The following is a 19,477-nucleotide window of genomic DNA, read 5'->3' on the forward strand; positions in this document are numbered from 1 at the left end:
CAAAACTACACTTTTTAGAGCATCTTATGGTAATTTATTTGTGCACTGAAACCTATAGTTGCCTTATATAAAAATGTTGTATTTATTAGAATTTGTTGGCATTTTTTCTAGGATTGCGACATAGGTCAGGTATGGACAATGATTTATCAAAAGATAGAAATAAGGATGTATGTATGAACCAGTTTCAGTTCCAGACCGTTCCCAACATTATTGCGGGTTTAGGCTCAATACAAGAACTTAAAACCATCTTGTCACAACATGATTATAAAAAAGTGCTTCTGGTCACTGATGCAGGCATGATTCAACACCAGCTTCATTTACCCATTCTAGACATTCTGGATCAGCTCAGTCTTGAGACTATCATTTATTCTGATATTCAGGCTGACCCACCTGAACATATTGTTTTAGAAGCGATTGATTTCGCCAAACAGGAAAAAATTGATGTCATCATCGGTTTTGGCGGCGGTAGTTCCATGGATGTCGCCAAAATCATTGCCCTACTTGCTCATCCTGAACAAAAACAAAACCTCAGTGAGATTTATGGGGTTAATCAGGCCAAGGCTCCCCGCTTACCGCTTATTCTGATTCCAACAACGGCTGGAACGGGTTCAGAAGTCACGCCAATTTCGATTGTCACCACTGGTGCAACCACCAAGATGGGTGTGGTCTCTCCTATCCTTTATGCCGATGTTGCCATCCTAGATGCAACGTTCACCCAGGGTTTACCTGCATATATTACTGCCGCGACAGCTATTGATGCGATGGTACATGCGATTGAGGCCTATACCTCCAATATCAAGAAGAATTTTTATGCCGATATGCTGGCGAAAAATGCCTTGCAACTGCTTAACCATAACCTTGCCAAGGTGTTAAAAAATGGCGCTGATCTGGAAGCACGGCAAAATATGCTGGTCGGTTCAATGTTGGCAGGTCAGGCTTTTGCCAATGCGCCTGTGGGTGCGGTTCATGCCTTGGCCTATCCACTCGGTGGGCATTTCCATCTGTCACATGGGCATAGCAATGCACTGGTGTTGGTTGAAGTGCTAAAATTCAATGCACCAAAAGCAAAACAACACTATGCAGATTTAATGCAGCTATTAGACCCTCGCAGTACAGGCTGTACCGATGGCCTGTGTGATTTATTTATTGACCACATGCAAAACCATCTGGATCAAAGTGGTCTTACCCTGAAACTCAAGGAATTGGATATTGCCGAGGCAAAATTACCGCAATTGGCAAAGGATGCCATGCTGCAAACCCGACTGTTGCAGAACAATCCAAGAGAAATGACCGAACAAGATGCTTTACAAATTTATCAGGCGATTTATGCATGAGTAAACCCAATTTAAAAACACGCGAACATTTTAAATTCTTTTTTCCAATTCAGACCCGATGGGCGGATAATGACATTTACGGCCATGTCAATATGGCATAAATCAAACCCACTTTTCCAGATTATGACTCGGAAAAGTGGGTTGCTTAATTATTAAACGTACGGTAACACATGAGGAACAATTTCCTGAAAGGTACGTCCATTCACATTTTCACCAATAGCATGCATTTTCCATGCGCCATTATGGCGGTAAATTTTGGCAATAATCAGACCAGTATGTGCGCCTTGTGAAGATAGTTTATAACTTGCGATCACCTGATTACTGCTTTGATCAACCAAACGGCAGAATGCGTTTTCCACTTTTTCAAAAGTCTGCCCACGGAAGCTACTTACAGTAAATGCTAATGACTTGACATGACTTGGAACTTGATTCAAATTCACCCGAATCACTTCATCATCACCATCGCCTGCACCAGTCAGGTTATCACCTGAGTGTACAATACTGCCATCTTTACTGCGTAATTGCCCAAAATAAACCACATCTACAACCTGTTTATTTTCATCAAACAGAATGACGGACGCGTCTAAATCAATATCTCCACTGCTGCCACCAAAGCCAAATAAACCCTTGCTTTTGGCAACATCCCAGCCTACACCCAGAAAAATTTGTTGTAAGCTGCTTCCATCCGCTTTTTCAAGATTAATTTTCTGACCTTTTTCCAGATTAATCGCCATTGTTTTCTCCTCTTTGTGAAATAAACGTTTTCAATGATTTATCATTCATTATAAAAAATTACTGACCTGAACGTGATGGACCTAACTTACTTTGTAACCATGCCAGAAAGTTCTGACGATTACGTGAACAGATAATGACTTTACCCTTACCTGAAAAACGTAACACCATACCCTCGCCACTCATGACGCTATTCATCAGGTTTCCCAACAAACCACTACTTTGTGAGGTTGAAACAGATAAGTTATAGTTTAAGCGTGAGTCCCAGCACACCACATGACCATTATCAATCACAACCTCTTTATTTGGTTCCACTTCCAGTTCAAACAATGTACCGCAACCCGCAACTACCACCTGTCCCTGCCCACTGGTTTCCATGACCAGAAATCCGCCTGTATTTCCAAAAAAAGCACCGCCAATACTGCTGTTTAAACGTGCCTTGATTTCTACGGAATCATGTGCTGCTACAAATGCCCCATCACTTAAAATATATTGTGTTGCGCCAACATCAAGAATCTGCATATCACCATCCAGTGCAGCAGAAAGCAGACAATCACCATCACCACGCACTGCTTCAATATGCTGTTGAAATAATGATTCCTCATTGGCAAAACGGCGCAATAATGACTGCATTAAGCCACCTTGTAAACGTCCTTTCAGTTCTAAAGGAGCTTCCATCATGACCATCGCATTACTTTCACAGTAAATTTTATCACCACGACGCATTGCCACATGTAAAAATGGTTCAGGTGAACCAACCAGACTAAATTGTGCCATTTCTCTATTCCTTCAGTTCTGAACAATATTTTTTTGCTGAGCTACTTTAAGCCAATCGGGAAATTCTTCCAATAACAATTCATATAAACGCTCGTCAGAAACACTTTCAATTCGGTCAAGGCTGAAGAAATTGCAGTTATCGACAATACGCCCTGACATTTCGTCCAGTTTTTCCAATGCGCCATAATCTCGACCACCGATGCCAACAAATTGCCAAAAAATCGGCAGTTCGGCTGCTTTCGTTAATAATTTTTGCATTTGTCGGCGGCTGCCCACACCACCATCTGAAATAAAGAGCACATAGGTTGGGATCTGGTCTTTCATTTTTTGGAAATACGCAATGACGGCCTCAATCGCAGGAATTTCCTCATTGTAGCGCGCCCCAACGTGCCAATTTTTCCAGCCCCTTTGTGTGGTGTTGATAAAGTCATTGACATTGTTTAGGGTGACATTATCCAGTTGTGTGGTTTTTTGTGCAAATGCCCAACATTCAAAACAACCATCATCATCAAAATGAATTGCCAGTGGCATGAGACGATTCACCACTTTTTGCACGTCACCACGGCGGTATTGTCCGTCCATCGAACCCGAGGCATCGAGTACCAATGCCACTCGTGCTGTCAAACCCAATAAGTTTTTCTTTTCTAATTGAACCAGAGACTTTTTAGTCAGATCAATAATTGAGGCATTGCCTGTTTTTTCAGCTTTTTCCAGCGAAAGTTTTTTCTTTAAGTCCAACTGGGAAGTGACAGCCGTTGGTGCTACAGTTGGCTGTGGTGATGGTGCAGCAAGTGGCGTACTATTTTCTTCCGCCACTTGACCGCCAAAATGTTGAATCAATGCAGCCAAACCTGCATTGAATCCTTGCCCAATTGCAGCCAAACGCCAAATATTATCTTTACGGTAAATTTCAACCAACATCGTAGCCCGTTCCTGAGCAAAGAGCTGCCCGTCTAATTTCAATTCAGCAATCGGCTGTAATTGTAAATTTAAAATTTGAATCGTAGCATGTTGCAACTGTGACATTACTGCCTGCCCTTCAATTGCAGCAGTTAAGACAAGATATTGAATGGTGTTTGGCAACTGATCAAGATTGACCAAGAAACGACTCTGTTGTAGCTGATTATCGAGTAACTGTACCGCCTGACACGGTGTTTTAGGCTGGTTATAAAACGTCATATAACGCTCATCACTCAATTTATATTGAGCATCCAGACCAAAACTGGCAAGGTCAAGTATAAAGCTGGCTTGATATTGAATCTGAATATAAAAAGCGTTTTGGCCCTGCAATAAATCATTTAATTTTATTTTTTGTCCACGAATTAAATTCAGCATTTCTTTTAATAGCCTATTTTATCATTATTTTTTCAGGTAAGGAAAAATAGTGCCTAAACACTATTTTTCCCAAGCAGGTTTGCCGACTTAAACTGCTACGCCATAAGAGGCTGCTAAAGGCCCTAAACCACCTGCAAAACCCTGACCAATGGCACGGAATTTCCATTCGCTGCCATTTTTATAAAGCTCACCAAAGATCATTGCTGTCTCAGTGCTGCTATCTTCCGATAAGTCATAACGTGCAATTTCGCTACCGCCTGCGTCATTGATCACACGGATATAAGCATTACCAACCTGACCAAAGTTTTGGTTGCGTGTCTGACCATCATAAATCGTCACTGCAAAAATCACCTTGCTCACATCAGCAGGAACTTTGCTTAAATCAACGCTTAAAGTTTCATCATCGCCATCGCCTTCACCTGTGCGGTTGTCACCATTGTGTTTTACTGAACCGTCAGATGAAGTCAAATTATTGAAGAAAATAAAGTCAGTATCTGCACGTACCTTACCATTTTCTCCAACAAGGAATGCAATCGCATCAAGGTCAAAAGCCTGACCATCTGTCACGCGAGGGTTCCAGCCTAAACCGACTGTTGTTTTAGTGATTCCTGGCGCTTCTTTAGTCAAGCTAACATTGCCACCTTTAGTTAAGCTAATTGCCATGAGTTATTCTCCTTATCTCATTGCTAAATTATATTTTATGGATATAACAGTTTTGTTATATCCCAGGATTTTATCAAGATTGTGTCTGTCTTTTTTCATAGGCAATTGATGAGAGAACTGCCCATATAATGAACGCCACTCCAATCAGGCCTGTTACCACTTCTGGCACATGCCCACCTGTACCTGTGTATAGCATAATTGCTGCCAGCATTCCAATTGCATACATTGCACCATGCTCCAGATAAATAAAGGCTTCCAATGTGCCTTTTTCCACCAGATAAATGGTCATGGAACGTACAAACATTGCACCAATCGCAAGACCAAGCATAATCACAACAACATCAGTTGTAATTGCAAAAGCACCAATCACACCATCAAAACTGAATGAGGCATCCAGCACTTCCAGATAAAGGAAACCACCAATACCAGCCTTGACAACCGTACTTGATGCACCTTTAGTTACGCTTTCCTGTGGTTCCTCTGCCTCTTCTGACTGGCTGCTTTCAAGTAAATGCCCAAGTGCCTGAACACCTACATAAACCACAATACCCCAGATGCCTGCAATCGCCACCACCAATTTCGTCTCTGGCGCAACAAAACCCACCATAATGAGAAGGGCGATCATTGCAACGAAAACTGACATGGCGGGAACATTCGCTAAATTTGCTAAACGTGATTCCAGCCAATGAAACCAATACGTGTCCTTACCATCATCAAACAGGAAGTTGAGGAAAACCAAAAGCAGGAACATGCCCCCAAAGGCAGCAATTTCCGCATGGTGGGCCAATAACTTTTCAGAATACTGAACTGGATCGTTGAGTGCCATCTGGACAACTTCGACCATTCCCATATCTGCGGTTATGGCCACAATTACAATTGGGAAAATCAGGCGCATACCAAAAACGGCAATGAGAATCCCGACAGTTAAAAAGATTTTTTTCCAGAATTCATCCCAGTGACGCAATATTGATGCGTTGACCACAGCATTATCAAAAGATAGCGACACTTCCATCACAGCCAAAATCGTAGTGATCAGCAATACCCGAAGCATTGCCTGCACGCCTGCCTCTGGTCCATGACTGAAGCCCCACCATGCAGATAATGCCAGACAAATCACGGTAAAAATAATTGAGAAACGAAAATGTTTCATTGTTACCCTTTCAAAAAAATCTCAAAACATACATCTTGTCTGCTTTGAGATATCGGTTTTAGCCAACTTGAATACCATATTGTTGACACATTGCAGCAAGTCCGCCCGCATAGCCCTGACCGACTGCTCTAAATTTCCATTCGCCATTATGACGATAGACTTCACCAAATACCATGGCGGTTTCGGTTGAATAATCCTCGGCCAAATCAAAACGAACAATTTCTATGCCTGAATCCTGATTGACGACACGGATAAAAGCGTTGGCAATTTGTCCAAAATTCTGTCCACGACTTTGGGCATCATGAATGGTGACCGTAATGGCAATCTTTTCAATTTCAGGAGAAACTTTAGATAAATCCACCACTAAAGACTCATCATCACCATCCCCTTGACCTGAACGATTGTCACCCGTATGCTCAACCGAGCCATCCTGTGATTTTAACTGGTTGTAGAAAATAAAATCATGGTCGCCACGCACCTTGCCTGAGGCGGTTAATAAAAACGCACTGGCATCCAAATCAAAAGATGCGCCATCAGTTGCACGTTCGTCCCACCCCAAACCAATTAAAATACGAACTAAAGTTGGATCTGTTTTACTTAGGGAGAGATTTCCCCCTTTATTTAAGCTAATTGCCATATTTTTTCTCCCTCATTGCATCATGATAGAAATTTAATTGGAGTTAAAAGTCAATAGGTTTTTATTTACTACCTGCTACCCAGCGCAGGCCAAAACCAAAAGCCTGATCCAGTTCTTTATGACCAGGTACATAACGAACATGTCGCTGCACCTGAATATTGCCAGCCTGATTGGTCAGTTCGACAATGCCACACATACCCAAGGGCTGTCCCTCAGTTAAACGAATTTCAATGGGAGGCTGGTCTGGCACAAAAATAGTGACCACAGCATCTGTTGCAGCCCAATTGGGCACACCCTCGTAAATAAATGCGAATAACACGACACGGCGAATTTCTTGCCAGTATTTCCCATTGATCCTCAGCCACTCACCACCTTGTAATGCACCAGTACGGTCGTCCGCAGAAAGCTGAATAAATGGAAAACCGTTAAAATCCCCAAAACGATTGCCCAATGCCTGAATCACGGACTTGGTGCCATCCTGCATTTCAAATAGACAGCCTAAATCCAGATCAATTCCCTGATTCTGGTTGAGCAGTTTTTTAAAGAAGCCTGCCGATTGGGGCTGTATAGAACGCTGATTCCAGTTGAGATTAATCTTAATCTCACCAAAACCCTGTGTCTGTTTGGTTAAATTAATTCGACTGTTGCCTTTGTCCAGCGTAATTTTACTGAGGTTTATTTTAGACTGAGGCGGTGTAGCAACAGGTGCTGGCGGCGGCGTGTTGGGTTGATCGTTGATTTCAACACCAAAATATTCGGCAAGGGGTTTTAATCCACCATTAAAGCCCTGATTGACAAAGCGGAATTTCCATTGATCCTTATAACGATATACTTCTGCCAAAATGAGGGCTTTTTCAGTCTTTTCAGCACTATTGACAATCGCTGTGGCGCTTAACTGTCCATTTTGCCATAACTCAACCTCAATATTCTGAAGCGCATTGATTGCACTCTGTCCATCAATGTTGGCACACAAAGCGATCTTATTCAGTTCCAGATCCAGCAATTGGGTATTTAAATTAAATTGCGCCAAATAAGGCGTTTTACCATTTGCCTCAATTAACTCAACACTACGGTTTAGAGTGTGTTTCTGCCCATAAAAAATCATGTCCGCATCACCACGAACCTTGTTTTGGGCATTGAGTAAATATGCACTTACATCTAAATCAATATGTGCAGGTAATGCAGTTTTGATTTTAATCTGACACTGAGGTTGTGCCAGTACCAGATTTGCACCCGCAGTCAATTGTTGCATTATTCATTATCCTCTTTTTTTAGTGTTATTGCTTCATGCCAAATATTTGTGATCGCTCTAATATACGTTCTGCCCAGCGGCGATGTGTGGCAGGCTCCAACATACTTCCATGACAGGCGAATACAGCCTGACCAGAATCTCTTAAAATATCCTGAGCTTGTTTCAATTCAATATCATTGACTTGATAGGCCTGATGCACAATCGCAATCTGTGCAGGGTGAATAATGGTTTTTCCAGATAAACCATGTTGTAAATCCAGATATAACTCGTCCTGCAATAACTTCACCTGAGTAAAATGCTCACAGACAGGCGCACTCAGTGCAAAGCCATAAGGTAAAAACTGCCCCGCCAGATTTGCAATTAATGCCCCAATAGGCGTTTGATACAGGGTTAAGTCACTCGGACGGCGCACAGCCAGACAGTTGAGTAAATCATTGCCGCCTATTCGCAGCACCAGAACCTGACGAAAGTCCTGTTCCAATGCCTGACGTAATTCACGCATAGCGCCCATATCAAAGGTTTCTGCATCTTCAAGTGTTGGCATCACCTGAATAAAGTCAGGCAATATCTGCTGCCATTGTCGTAATTGATTTAAGCAGAATTTAGGCAATACCATGCCATCCGCCATGATCAGTTCTGGCCACTGTGCCAATTCTTCCGCCATTGCAATATGGCGAGGGCGTATGAAGATTTTAGGATGTTGTGCTTGACGTGGTTGATCCTGAACCTGTTGCAACAAATGCTTTAAATTGACTTTTGCAGCTTCCACCTCATGCTCGGAAACTGCATCTTCCAGACAGATGACCAGAGAACGTAACTCAGGGTACTTTTCCCCATTCACCACTTGCCATAAATCGGGTCTGGTCGCAGGCATATAAAGTGTTGCACCTAAAGATAATGCCGATAACATCAACCTGCTCCCAGTTTCTGAATAAGGGTAATTGCCCGATAAGGTGCGATTTGATCACCGACCACCTTGACTGGTGTCTGTGTCACTTCGGTTAAATGACGTAATAATGCCGTGTCAGCGTCATTCGCATCCCTTAACAGAACCAGATCAGGTACACGCCTTAAAATCGCCCGTGTTGCTTCAGCAATGCTTGGCTTAATCCGATTGATATTGGTAATTTGATAATGTTCTGCCAATTGTTTAACCACAGCCTGACTACGCTGTCTTTGTAATTGCTGTTGAGCGCTTGTCCAAACGGCATTTTTTTCTGATTGAAGTTCTCGGCGTATCTGATTGATTTGTTCAATAAATGACTGTGACATGTCAAATGTGCTTAGATGCTTATATTCAATACAGCCATGCCACTGACCAAGATTACTTTCCTCAATCTCGTTGAATTGCAAAGCCTCATTTTCGCAAATACTACGGGAAATTAATCCTGAAATGGTTGAGCCTAAAACACCTGATGGAATCAACCAATCCTCACCACTGGCTGCCAACCAAGCACATCCACCAATATCTGACAACACCACCAAGGGCAAAGGTCGATCAATGAAACGAGGGTCATCTGCGAGACTTCGTTGCAGTTCCTTCTGAATGGCGCCCTTTCCAGTCCAGCCATCCACAAAAACCAAAGATTGATGACCATGCTTGGCAATAATCGTTTCAAGTGCGGCAAAATCTATACCACGATCCCTGATAATGCTGATGCCATAGTGCACACAGTCACGTCCCATATCCTGCAATGCATGATAAAGTAGTACACCTAATGGCACACCAGCGCGTACAAAGCTGACCAGAATAATAGGTTCAGCCAATTCCGCCGACAGCGTTTGTGCCAATTGCTGCACTTCTTTTGCCAAACGTTGCTGCCCATACTGCATTGCCTGTTCAAATAACTGTAAATGACGTTCAGTAGGTGGATTCTCCTGACCAATCATCTGTGAATAATGTTTTTCACCTGATTGAATCAGGCGTTCCTTTTCCAATGTGTCTGTTGGTCGAATTTGGGTACGTTTTAATAAAAATGTGACTTGCTCAGGCTGATAACTTCCACTAAACCCTTGTGTTAAAATGAGTTCTGATGCTTTTTCCCTACTAATTTTTGGTTTACTGGTAATCGCCATAATACCCTTCTTGTTTATATTGCTGCGTTAGATTGTGTTTTACCCAACGATTCAACTGGCTATGGTTTGGCATTCCCCACCAGTGACATAAATTCAAAAACTCAACATCCGATAAACTGTCGCCATAGCCTAAAATTGGGCGTTGTTGTATGGTGAGTTGCTGCAAAAGGAACCTCGCTGCATTTGCTTTGCTCACAGGCTGCGGAATCAGTGCCAGATTATTACCATTTAAATGGAAGTAAAAACCTGACAACAAATTCGCATCAAGCTCATTCAGTAATTGAGGCAAAAAATTCGGTGCATAAGGATTGTCATTTTCTGTATTTTGCTTTGCCACAACATACAACCCCAATCCCTGATCCTCAACCACCCATGTCCGAATTGAACCAAAATGTCTGGAATGCTGCTGCACAGCTTCAATCAGGGCTTCCTGACGTGTCTGATAGGGTTGTAAAGCCTGTTGCATCTGTCCATGCCATTCAGCATTGACACTAAGGTCCGCATTCAGCACTGTTCCACCATGAGAACAGACCGCCCCATACTGAAAGGGTAAATGAACTCGGGATAAAGCCTCGGCACAGCGTGCAGTCACTGGAATCACATGGGTACTATGAAATAGCCACTGTACAAAATGCTGTTGTATCGGGTTCATATAGGCCAGAGCTTGTCCCTGTTTATCTGTGGTGACCATTTTAAAGTCAGCTTCAGGTGTAATGCGGCGATGGGTCTGGAACAACGTGTCATCCAGATCCACCAGCATTAAGGGTGTACGAATTTCACTGGAGTCAAATAAAAAATCAGTCATTTACAACACACAAGTTAAATTTTTGATGAGGATAGTCCACAGCACTGATCACTTCGGCATTTGGCAACGCTTCAAGCAGGCTTTTCGCGACTGAATGTGTTGCGGTTTCGACAGTAATCAACACTCGGTCATAATCCTGTGGATTGATGTTGTAGACAAAATTCTGAATACCTAAACCATAGTTATCCGAAAATGCCAGAGCAGACTGAATGGCATGTCCCACAGCAATCGGTGAACGGGTAATTGCACTAAATTTCACATCTGCGCCTTGCTGCTGCAAATACTCCGCCAACAGGAAAGAAGACCAGACATACTCGCCACTGCCCAGCACCAAAATACGTTCATCAGGTTGTACCGCCAACCGAATATGCGCGCCACTGTCCTGAATGGGTAAACGTCCCCAAGTCGGTTCTGCTAAAGTAGCAAATGCGCCAAAAGCAACTGTATCGACCTTTGGCATATTGATCTGGATTGGATGCTCAGCATCACGCCATTGCCATTTGCCTGTCATTAATGCCACAGACTGACAGTTTAGATCGGCAATATGAATGCCTGATGACCAATCTGCCAGCGTGGCAGTCACCACATGAGAAATTTGATTCAGCCCTGCCTGTTGTAAAGCATGGATTAAATTGACAAAGGTCTTGCCAGTTGATGCTTCATCGTCTACCAGTACAATGCTTTTGCTGTTTAGAATCTGTTGTTGAAGCTCTGCATCAGGTGAACCATATAACAATTGATCCTGTGCATGGCTATGTTCTTCTAAAAAACGTGCCAGTAATGGCGCACCATGTACTGGATGGCGTGTTGTTGTCACATAAATCGCTTCAGGATAACGTTGCTGCAACACCTGATGAACGCCTGCGCCCAGCCCAACCGCCGTTTCCGCCATGCCAATAACCAACACGGGTTCAGGTAAATCACCAGGAACCAGCTTAGCCAAATCAGTAAAGGCATGGCGCATAATGTGGGGACTGACGGGAATATGCCGCCCTAATACTTTTGATACAAATAAGAATGCACGCTTTGGATTAATGCGCTCGGCAAAACCCAATAAATCCTGCCATTTCCAGTGGCTATTGTCATTGGGTTGTAAGCTTAATACTCCCCTCTGTAATTCAATCTCAACCATATATATCTTAAATCTAGCTTAAAAATTATATTTATATCGTTCTTTATACCACACAAACACTTTGGCTAATATGTCGAACCATGACAGTATTTTCAATTTTTTCAGGCTGATAATCCAATCCGAATGTTTCTGCAATAGCAGCGTGTACCAGATTGACACCACTATAGAATGTGTGGCCTATTCCACCCGAAGGGCGAGGATTAACTTCCAAAATAAATAATTGCCCACGATCATTATAACGGGCCTGCATATTCACCAAACCATCACAGCCAAACAATTCAGCAACCTGTCTGGCCAGTTCAATGGCCTCATCTTCGAGTTTCAGTTGCTGATAGCCACCGCGCTGTTTACAACGGACAACCGCACATCGGACTTGCCCATGCACACAAAACATATCCACTGAACATTCCTGACCCGATAAAAATGGCATCACCAAATAGGCAGGCGGATTGGGTGATTGTCGATAACTTTCAATAAATGTTTGTGGATGCGCCCTAAAATTCTGACTATTGGCAAACATATCAAATGATGTCGCCTTTGTATCCAGATGCCAAAAACCTGATGCAAATACACCTGTCACGGGCTTTACACAGACTTCACCTTTCTTCGACCAGCTTTCATAGGCGGCTTGCAACTCTTCAGCATGATATACAGTGGTGGCAGGGACAACCGCAATCTGATGGTCTAAACAGGTTTGGGTAAATACTGATTTATCATGTAATTGGGCAATCTGCTCCATGTGATCGCAGCCAGCCATAATCCGAATGCCCAAAGCCTCAAAACGGTGTTTCTGTTCCAGATAAATTCGTCCAAAACGCCCTGCAATAATTAGCTTTACCTTTAGGCGCTGTGCCTGTTGTAGCACCCACTCCACGCGCTCAGCAACGGCAGGCTCCTGTAACGCAATATCTGCAACAGATGTGATTTCAGGCCGCCAATCGGGATGGGAGGCCACCACATGAATAGGCAGATTAAAAGGTGTATGTTTTGCTGCCAAAATTAAATCTCGCTGACAGGAATGGGCCTGGGTAAACCAGATTCCAATAGAGTTTTCAACGATATTCATTTCTGTATTTGTTCCCATCACTTGTAAAGTTGCATTCATTCACATTCCACCATTTGTACAACCACTAAGCGTCCGCCATCTTGGCGTGACAATAAAATCTGCTTGCCATCGGTCAATTCAATTTTTCCACCTATCGGAATAATCTCTTTGCTTGCCACGTCCATCAGTTCAGGTAAATTTTCATTAACCAGCCACCATTGCTGTTGATGGAAAATAAAATAACCCACCCGTTTGGTTTGTTCTGCACTTAAACGTTCATTTGGCGCAATCAAGTTATTGGCATGCCATTGATAAATTGATTGCCCTGTCCAGACCATCAAACGATGATTATCAGGCCTAAAGTTACCCTCTCTGCGTGCCGAATATAGGTTTAATACAGGCAATTTGCCGTGAAATGCCGTGCCACAAAATGGGCATACAGGTTTGGTGCTGTTGTCAAATACATACCATTTTTGACCACAATCTGAATTTAGGCACGGCTGCATTAAATCAACCGTTTTCACCAACGCCGTTTCCCAGTCATTGGCAGATGGACGCTGCTGCGGTTGATGTAAACCTGTAACAAAACTCTGTAGAAAGAGTTTCTTTAAATACGGCCCTGTCACCGTAAATGGAATTTTTTCGGGATCTGCCCATGGCAAGGCATTCGGACGAACCTGCGCCACTTTAACCCGATTACCTGCATCCGTTGGGTGTTCAATAAATAATGCTTTTTCACCCATTGCCAGATTTTCATCTCTTTGTGGGTCATTGACATCATGTACTTTGCCACCACGTAATGGATGGCGATAGAGCAAATACATATAAATCAGCACAGCCAAAGCATGACGATCCGTCATGATATTGGGCAAATGCCGTTGGGGATCATCTTTTTTAAGATGGTTGGTCATCACCACTTCAGGCGCAATAAAATCTGGTGTTCCCACCACATCAGGCGGATATTTGCCTGGCACAACCAAACCATCAACATCAATAACGCAAGCACGCCCCATGACAGGGTCAATCAAAATATTTTTATAGGACAAATCGGAGTGGGCCAAACCAGCCGCATGCATACGGCGCACTGCACGCGCAATTAAAATACAAATCTTGAGATAGTTCAGCCATGTGCCTTTTTCACGTTCATCCAGAAAACGGTTCTGGTTATTGGCACTGGCAAACCATTTTCCCTCTTTTTCTTTCCCTTTAATCCCCAAAAAATCATTATTTTTAGAACCAAACTCAAAGAAAAATGGTTTTTGATAGGTAGGTGCTGTAATCCCAAGCAAACCATTGTATTCCACCAAGCCATCAGGCCAGCAAAACACATTTTTCCAGTAATCACCACCCGCACCGTTAAAAATACCTTGCCATTTATTGCCCACAATTTCTTTTAACCGATCTTTCTGCCGTTCCAGTTCAGCCTGAGACTGATAAAAATGGTTTTTTTCCTTGCTAAAAAAACATACAACGTAAGATTTATCAGGCGAAAAATAGACATCTTTCATCGCACCCGAACCAATCACTTCATCTACAAAAGCGATTGGACGGCCATCGAGCGTTTGACATTGAATGACTTTACTCATCTACCACCCCTACTGAGTCATCTGGTACAGTCATATTACTTATTTGATCATCTTGTAGCATTTGCCATAAAATCGCCAATGTTCGATCATCATGATGTCCTGCACTAAAGAATTTTGACCATTCCAGTAAAGCCTGTTCAGGTTTTTCCTGTTGTAAGTGTGGTTCAATTTCTTGCCAAAGTGCCTGCCATTTTTGTTGATTTTCCAGCCCTGCATCCGTTTCAAAACGCGGATCAGAAATCCCATCAGTCATGAGAATTACTGCCTGAGCGTCATCAAAATAGCCAATATGGACTCGCTGTTTAAAATCTCGCAGCAAACAACCATAATCTAAAAAGCGGGTTTGTCCTGCAAATTCCCCCCCATCAGGTTTACCCATTAACCGCACGCGGTCCTTACCATAAACTGCAATCGCTCCATCACCGACCCAAAAACTACTTATAAAGGTTTTATTGTCTTGTTGCCGTACCACTGCAAACAATAATGTTGTAGCAAACAATTTAGAAGCAACACCTTGTCGAGTGGCTTCATGTTCAATTTGTTCAATGGCTTCTGTTACGGCTGAATAAAACGCATCACTAAATTGATTGCCTAACTGATGCGCTGCATTTTTGGTTTCAGGATCATCATTGGCTCCGATTTGCCACTGTGCCAGCAATCGGTCAGATTCACCTGATTGTTTTTGCATGAAAGCTTTTAAATACTCGCCAACAGTATTCACAGCAACCCTCGACCCCTCACGGGAAAATTCGGCACTTCCTGCACCATCTGCCACAACCAATACCGACCAATTACTATCCGCGACCTGTGCAATAAAAAAGTCATCATCACGGAACGTTCCTGCATGTTCATGTGAACGTCCTCGCTGACTACACGCAGCAATATTAAAATCTGCCGCCTTAATCAATTGACAATGATTATTTGCTTTCCAATACATCGCATTTGGATCAGGCTCATTCACCTGCCATAAACTACGTGGGTCAGCCGTGACAATAAACGTGACTTCCCCTGACAACCATCCTGCCTGCTCATTTGCCGTTTTATATTGAAAAATGAGTTTAAATTCACCTGCCTGTGTGGGTATGCCTGAAAGTTGCTGTGTCACCGCATCAAAACAAATACCCAGATTTTCAGGAATCCTAACACTTTCATGATGAATCTGCACATCCTGTTTCACGGGATATTGCATTTGAATGCTGGCTTGATAGTCCTGTCCCACTCTAGCGTTGGGAATCTGAAAGTGAGGCATCTTTTTCACCGTTTTTACCCCAGTTTGCAGGGGTGTTGAGGTATTGTCTGGAATAGGGCTGGATTGTTTTTCAATGATTGGAGTCGTTACAACCAACGGTAAATGTGTAGGCACAACCGAATTAGAGTCAGACAAATCTGTGATTTCGGATAATATGGATTGATTGTCATTATTTGGTGGTGTCAAAGGTTGTTTCTGTTCTGATTCAAGGTGCACAGATTCTGCTTGAACGGTATCAGGCTGTGGATAAAAGCCCAGATATTCTACAGCATTTTTTGACACCCCATGCTTTTCACATAGGCTATTTTGCACAGGAGCATAAATCGCCAAGCGCCCCTGTTGCAATATCTGTTGTAACAAACATCCCTGAAAGTCTGGCAATTGTTCCAGTTGGAACCCCAGCACATCATAAAGCTGTTCTGCCAAATCATGGTAGGCATTATAAAGACGCTTATTTTGCACACATTTCTGCCACCACTCCTGATCTTGCATCTGAGTCGATGGCTGGGTTGTATTGCTTAAAAGTTGTGCCAATGTATCAGCAAAAGCCTGTTGTAATTCTGGTGTTAATGGCTGAAGCATAAACAAAATTTCCTTTTACCTTTAAGACAGATGTCTTAGCCTCGACCACGCTGCACATCAAACCCATCCGAACCGCCATAGCCAAAACTCACCTGACGGCGGCACCACGGACAACTAACTTCTTCACTAAAACCGTCATAACACATTAATTGACCACAGCCACACATGGCAAATGCGGTTTCTGCCAAACAATGTGGGCACTCAGGCGTGCCTTCAAGCAAAGTGGTATTGATTTGCTGTTGGTGTTGGCTTTGATCTGACCAGGTAAAATAATCCTCATCAATTTTGCAGCACTCTTTCAGTTGGTAGTGATACAAATTGAGGTTAATATCTAAGTCTTTAGGGGCCTGATACTGAATTTCACGTTCAAATTTCATCAAATAAGGGCGATTTAACTTTCCACAACGCCCAACAAAAGTTGCACACTGCTCATCCAGCAAAGTTCGTGGCTGAACATCTTTAACCAGACGCATATAGCGCTCATCCAAAGGCGGTAGATGTTGCTGCTGTTCACCATCTCCCACACTTTTACTTTGCGCGACGACTGAGGCACTGATCCATTGGAAGAACTTTTGGAAATCTTTTTCATTCAACTCATCAAAGGCTATACAGTGTTCCGTCAGTTGCTTTAAAGTGTGATAATCGACATTTCTACCCATTCCCAGTGCAATCAGTGTACAACGGCGGGCATACTTTTTTTGCCAGCGATAAATTGCATCCTTGCATTCATCGGTTGGTCGCCCATCTGTAAATAAATATACGACTGGAGAGGTGGTCCCACTTGTTTGAACAACTAAAAGCGTATTTATAAGTGATATTCCGCTCTAGTTAAGCCACCTTGTTTTGTTGGGGTAGCTGATCATAGTAAAACTCATTTGGTGTCATTTTGTCTAGACTCGAATGAGGTCGTTTCAAATTATAAAACTCAAAATATGCACTTAATTGCTTTTTCGCATCTGTGACACTGCTATAAGCTTTGAGATACACCTCTTCATATTTAACGCTCCGCCATAATCGTTCAACCATCACATTATCTACCCATCGACCTTTACCATCCATACTGATTTGAATGCCATTTGATTTCAATACATCAATAAATGCATCACTGGTGAACTGACTGCCTTGGTCTGTATTCAATATTTCAGGTGATCCATATTTTTCAATCGCTTCATTTAAAACCGAAATACAAAAATCCACCTCCATACTAATCGATACCCTATGCGCAAGTACCTTGCGGCTATGCCAATCAATCACAGCACATAAATAAACAAAGCCTTTTGCCATAGGGATATACGTTATATCCGTAGACCACACTTGATTACTGCGCTGAATAGCCAACCCTTTGAGCAGATATGGATATTTACGGTGAGCTTGATTAGCCTGGCTTAAATTTGGTTTGCAATATAACGCCTGAATACCCATTTTCTTCATTAAAGTACGTGTATGACGTCGTCCTATATGATGCCCTTGACGATTCAACAAATCACGCATCATACGACTGCCTGCAAAAGGATATTGCATATGTAATTCATCAATACATCGCATCAGCTTCAGATCTGATGAGCTAACAGGTTTTGGGCGATAATAATAACAACCACGGGAGACTTTCAGCAGCTTAGCTTGCTTAGATACTGAAATCTGAAGTGAGTCGTCGATTAACTTTTGTGGTTGAAGCGGCCCAGTTTCTTCAACACACCTTCTAAAAAATCAATTTCTAATGCCTGCTCACCGATTTTTGCATGTAACTTTTTAAGATCAATGGGGGGTTCTGATGGAGCTTTTGATTGATCGAAAGCTTGCGAGGAAGCTGAGATCAATTGATTTTTCCAGTCAATAATTTGGTTTTGATGAACATCAAATTCAGCACTCAATTCAGCAAGTGTTTTTTCTGCTTTAATCGCAGCAAGTGCTACCTTAGCTTTAAAATCATTTGAATGATTTCTTCTTGGTCTACGTGCCATAAAATACTCCATATATTGATGTTTATAACATCATTTGAGGAGCAGAATATCACTTATAGGAGTTGTTCAAATTTACGGATCCATCTCTTGGCTTCCAGTCACCTTTGGTTTCTGTTGTGGTCTTAATCAAGTGACGATCAAACTCATTCATTAAATGTTCCAGCGCTTTACCTAAGTGTGTACCACCGCCCAAAGGTAATTTCACTGGATAATAAGCAAACACTTCCACCAAAGGCACCAAGGTACGCACAATTCCCGCAAAGGCAATCATTGACACATATACTGTTTCCAGGGCATAAGGGTCTTTGCGTAACTGCTGCATGATGAGTTGAATACCCTGCTGCATCTGCTCAATATTTTTCCCCACCATGGATTCAGAACAATCCAACACAAAAAAAACAGGTAAACGTCGCATCTAGCTGAATATCCTTAATAATTTATACCGTTATTTATAAAACCAGTTGCACTTCAGGCGGTGGTGGTGGCAATGAAATCGAGCTTGAAATGCCTGCACTGCTGCTGCCTGCCACCACACTTGCCGATACCCATTTGAAGAATCCTGAAAATGATGCAGCATCCATGGTATCCAATACCACAACTTTATCTGTCAGTTGCAATAAATGTTCAGTTTTGGCTTTGGGCCCTGCCGCACAGGCAACAATACTGGCAAAGTTTAATTGCTGAATCACAGGAACTGCTTGCTGATATGCATACACATCTGAGGGTGAGCCATCTGTCATGACAAATAATAAAGGTCTCCAGTCCCCTTTAATCTCATCGCTACTTTTTTGAATTTGCTGGCTCACTTGTTGTGCCAACAACTCCAGAGCAGCGCCCATAAAGGTTGCCCCTGCACTTGGCACATCAATATTGTTCAATTGAACCTGATCGAGTGGGGTCAGTGGCAAATAGACCTTTGCCTCTAAATCAAAAGTAATGATACTTAAATGCACACTTTCCAGTGCATAAGGGTCTTGCCGTAATGCACTAAGCATCGACTGCAATCCAACATTCACGGAATGAATTGGCTCTCCTCGCATTGACCCCGAAGTATCCAATAAAATATAAACAGGCAAACGGCGCATTATTATTTTTCCTTATTTTCAGTATATTATTCGCTTTCTTTTTTTAACATAATTTTTTTGGTTCTACTATGCACCA

Annotated in this window: 17 protein-coding genes and 3 pseudogenes; 2 read left to right on the forward strand and 18 right to left on the reverse strand. The window is 42.6% G+C overall.

The window, feature by feature from the left end; all coding sequences use genetic code 11:
* Nucleotides 1-173: 173 nt before the first annotated feature.
* Together F972_RS08315 and F972_RS15360 are read left to right on the forward strand one after the other, a co-directional pair.
* Nucleotides 174-1,334: an iron-containing alcohol dehydrogenase gene (locus F972_RS08315; protein ID WP_004777231.1), complete on the forward strand. Its 1,161-nt coding sequence runs from the start codon at nt 174-176 to the stop codon at nt 1,332-1,334.
* Nucleotides 1,331-1,426, forward strand: a pseudogene (locus tag F972_RS15360) (acyl-CoA thioesterase); the annotation flags it as partial. The gene F972_RS08315 and the pseudogene F972_RS15360, both read left to right, overlap by 4 nt.
* Before the next feature lie 60 nt (nt 1,427-1,486).
* On the opposite strand, the gene F972_RS08320 reads toward F972_RS15360, so the two are convergent.
* The 18 genes and pseudogenes from F972_RS08320 to F972_RS08410 all read right to left on the reverse strand — a co-directional run bounded on the left by F972_RS08320 (nt 1,487) and on the right by F972_RS08410 (nt 19,401).
* Nucleotides 1,487-2,068 carry a TerD family protein gene (locus F972_RS08320; RefSeq protein ID WP_004757817.1) on the reverse strand — a complete coding sequence of 194 codons (582 nt, stop codon included), beginning with the start codon at nt 2,066-2,068 and terminating at the stop codon, nt 1,487-1,489.
* A gap of 58 nt (nt 2,069-2,126) precedes the next feature.
* Nucleotides 2,127-2,843 carry a TIGR00266 family protein gene (locus tag F972_RS08325; RefSeq protein WP_004757815.1) on the reverse strand — a complete coding sequence of 239 codons (717 nt, stop codon included), beginning with the start codon at nt 2,841-2,843 and terminating at the stop codon, nt 2,127-2,129.
* Nucleotides 2,844-2,855: 12 nt separating this feature from the next.
* Nucleotides 2,856-4,178: a VWA domain-containing protein gene (locus F972_RS08330; RefSeq protein ID WP_004757814.1), complete on the reverse strand. Its 1,323-nt coding sequence runs from the start codon at nt 4,176-4,178 to the stop codon at nt 2,856-2,858.
* 87 nt (nt 4,179-4,265) lie between these two features.
* Nucleotides 4,266-4,841, reverse strand: coding sequence for a TerD family protein (locus tag F972_RS08335; RefSeq protein ID WP_004757812.1), 576 nt, complete (start codon nt 4,839-4,841; stop codon nt 4,266-4,268).
* 73 nt (nt 4,842-4,914) lie between these two features.
* Entirely contained in the window at nt 4,915-5,991 is a 1,077-nt protein-coding gene (locus F972_RS08340; RefSeq protein WP_004769530.1) for a DUF475 domain-containing protein, read from the reverse strand.
* A gap of 58 nt (nt 5,992-6,049) precedes the next feature.
* Entirely contained in the window at nt 6,050-6,628 is a 579-nt protein-coding gene (locus tag F972_RS08345; protein ID WP_004757810.1) for a TerD family protein, read from the reverse strand.
* 61 nt (nt 6,629-6,689) lie between these two features.
* A complete protein-coding gene (locus F972_RS08350; RefSeq protein WP_004757809.1) occupies nt 6,690-7,880 on the reverse strand; it encodes a TerD family protein in 1,191 nt (396 codons plus the stop codon).
* Between the two features lie 25 nt (nt 7,881-7,905).
* Nucleotides 7,906-8,790, reverse strand: a complete 885-nt coding sequence (locus F972_RS08355; protein ID WP_004757808.1) for an HpcH/HpaI aldolase/citrate lyase family protein — start codon at nt 8,788-8,790, stop codon at nt 7,906-7,908.
* Nucleotides 8,790-9,956 carry a cysteine protease StiP gene (stiP, locus tag F972_RS08360; RefSeq protein ID WP_004757805.1) on the reverse strand — a complete coding sequence of 389 codons (1,167 nt, stop codon included), beginning with the start codon at nt 9,954-9,956 and terminating at the stop codon, nt 8,790-8,792. Before stiP ends, F972_RS08355 begins: the two co-directional genes overlap by 1 nt.
* A complete protein-coding gene (locus F972_RS08365; protein ID WP_004757804.1) occupies nt 9,940-10,761 on the reverse strand; it encodes an HAD hydrolase family protein in 822 nt (273 codons plus the stop codon). The genes stiP and F972_RS08365 overlap by 17 nt, the downstream gene beginning before the upstream one ends.
* Complete coding sequence (locus F972_RS08370) at nt 10,754-11,893, reverse strand: phosphoribosyltransferase domain-containing protein (protein WP_004757802.1); 1,140 nt, start codon at nt 11,891-11,893, stop codon at nt 10,754-10,756. Before F972_RS08370 ends, F972_RS08365 begins: the two co-directional genes overlap by 8 nt.
* A 43-nt stretch (nt 11,894-11,936) precedes the next feature.
* Nucleotides 11,937-12,998: an ATP-grasp domain-containing protein gene (locus tag F972_RS08375; protein ID WP_004757800.1), complete on the reverse strand. Its 1,062-nt coding sequence runs from the start codon at nt 12,996-12,998 to the stop codon at nt 11,937-11,939.
* A complete protein-coding gene (locus F972_RS08380; protein WP_004757798.1) occupies nt 12,995-14,524 on the reverse strand; it encodes a helix-hairpin-helix domain-containing protein in 1,530 nt (509 codons plus the stop codon). Before F972_RS08380 ends, F972_RS08375 begins: the two co-directional genes overlap by 4 nt.
* Nucleotides 14,517-16,355 carry a PP2C family serine/threonine-protein phosphatase gene (locus tag F972_RS08385; RefSeq protein WP_004757796.1) on the reverse strand — a complete coding sequence of 613 codons (1,839 nt, stop codon included), beginning with the start codon at nt 16,353-16,355 and terminating at the stop codon, nt 14,517-14,519. Before F972_RS08385 ends, F972_RS08380 begins: the two co-directional genes overlap by 8 nt.
* A 35-nt stretch (nt 16,356-16,390) precedes the next feature.
* Nucleotides 16,391-17,140 (reverse strand): annotated as a pseudogene (locus tag F972_RS08390) (TerY-C metal binding domain-containing protein); the annotation flags it as partial.
* A gap of 43 nt (nt 17,141-17,183) precedes the next feature.
* Nucleotides 17,184-18,328 (reverse strand): IS3-like element ISAba14 family transposase gene (locus F972_RS15365; RefSeq protein WP_100834114.1). Its coding sequence is split into 2 segments (ribosomal slippage): nt 17,184-18,064 and nt 18,064-18,328, totalling 1,146 coding nucleotides; the frame shifts between segments, so codons are not numbered across the junction.
* 76 nt (nt 18,329-18,404) lie between these two features.
* A pseudogene (locus F972_RS08405) lies at nt 18,405-18,731 on the reverse strand (vWA domain-containing protein); the annotation flags it as partial.
* 34 nt (nt 18,732-18,765) lie between these two features.
* The gene (locus F972_RS08410) at nt 18,766-19,401 is read right to left on the reverse strand and encodes a vWA domain-containing protein (protein WP_004757794.1); all 636 of its coding nucleotides are present in this window, start codon (nt 19,399-19,401) and stop codon (nt 18,766-18,768) included.
* Between the last annotated feature and the right edge of the window lie 76 nt (nt 19,402-19,477).

Origin of the sequence: Acinetobacter sp. CIP 102529 (assembly GCF_000368325.1) — a bacterium.
In the GTDB taxonomy this organism is placed as follows: domain Bacteria; phylum Pseudomonadota; class Gammaproteobacteria; order Pseudomonadales; family Moraxellaceae; genus Acinetobacter; species Acinetobacter parvus.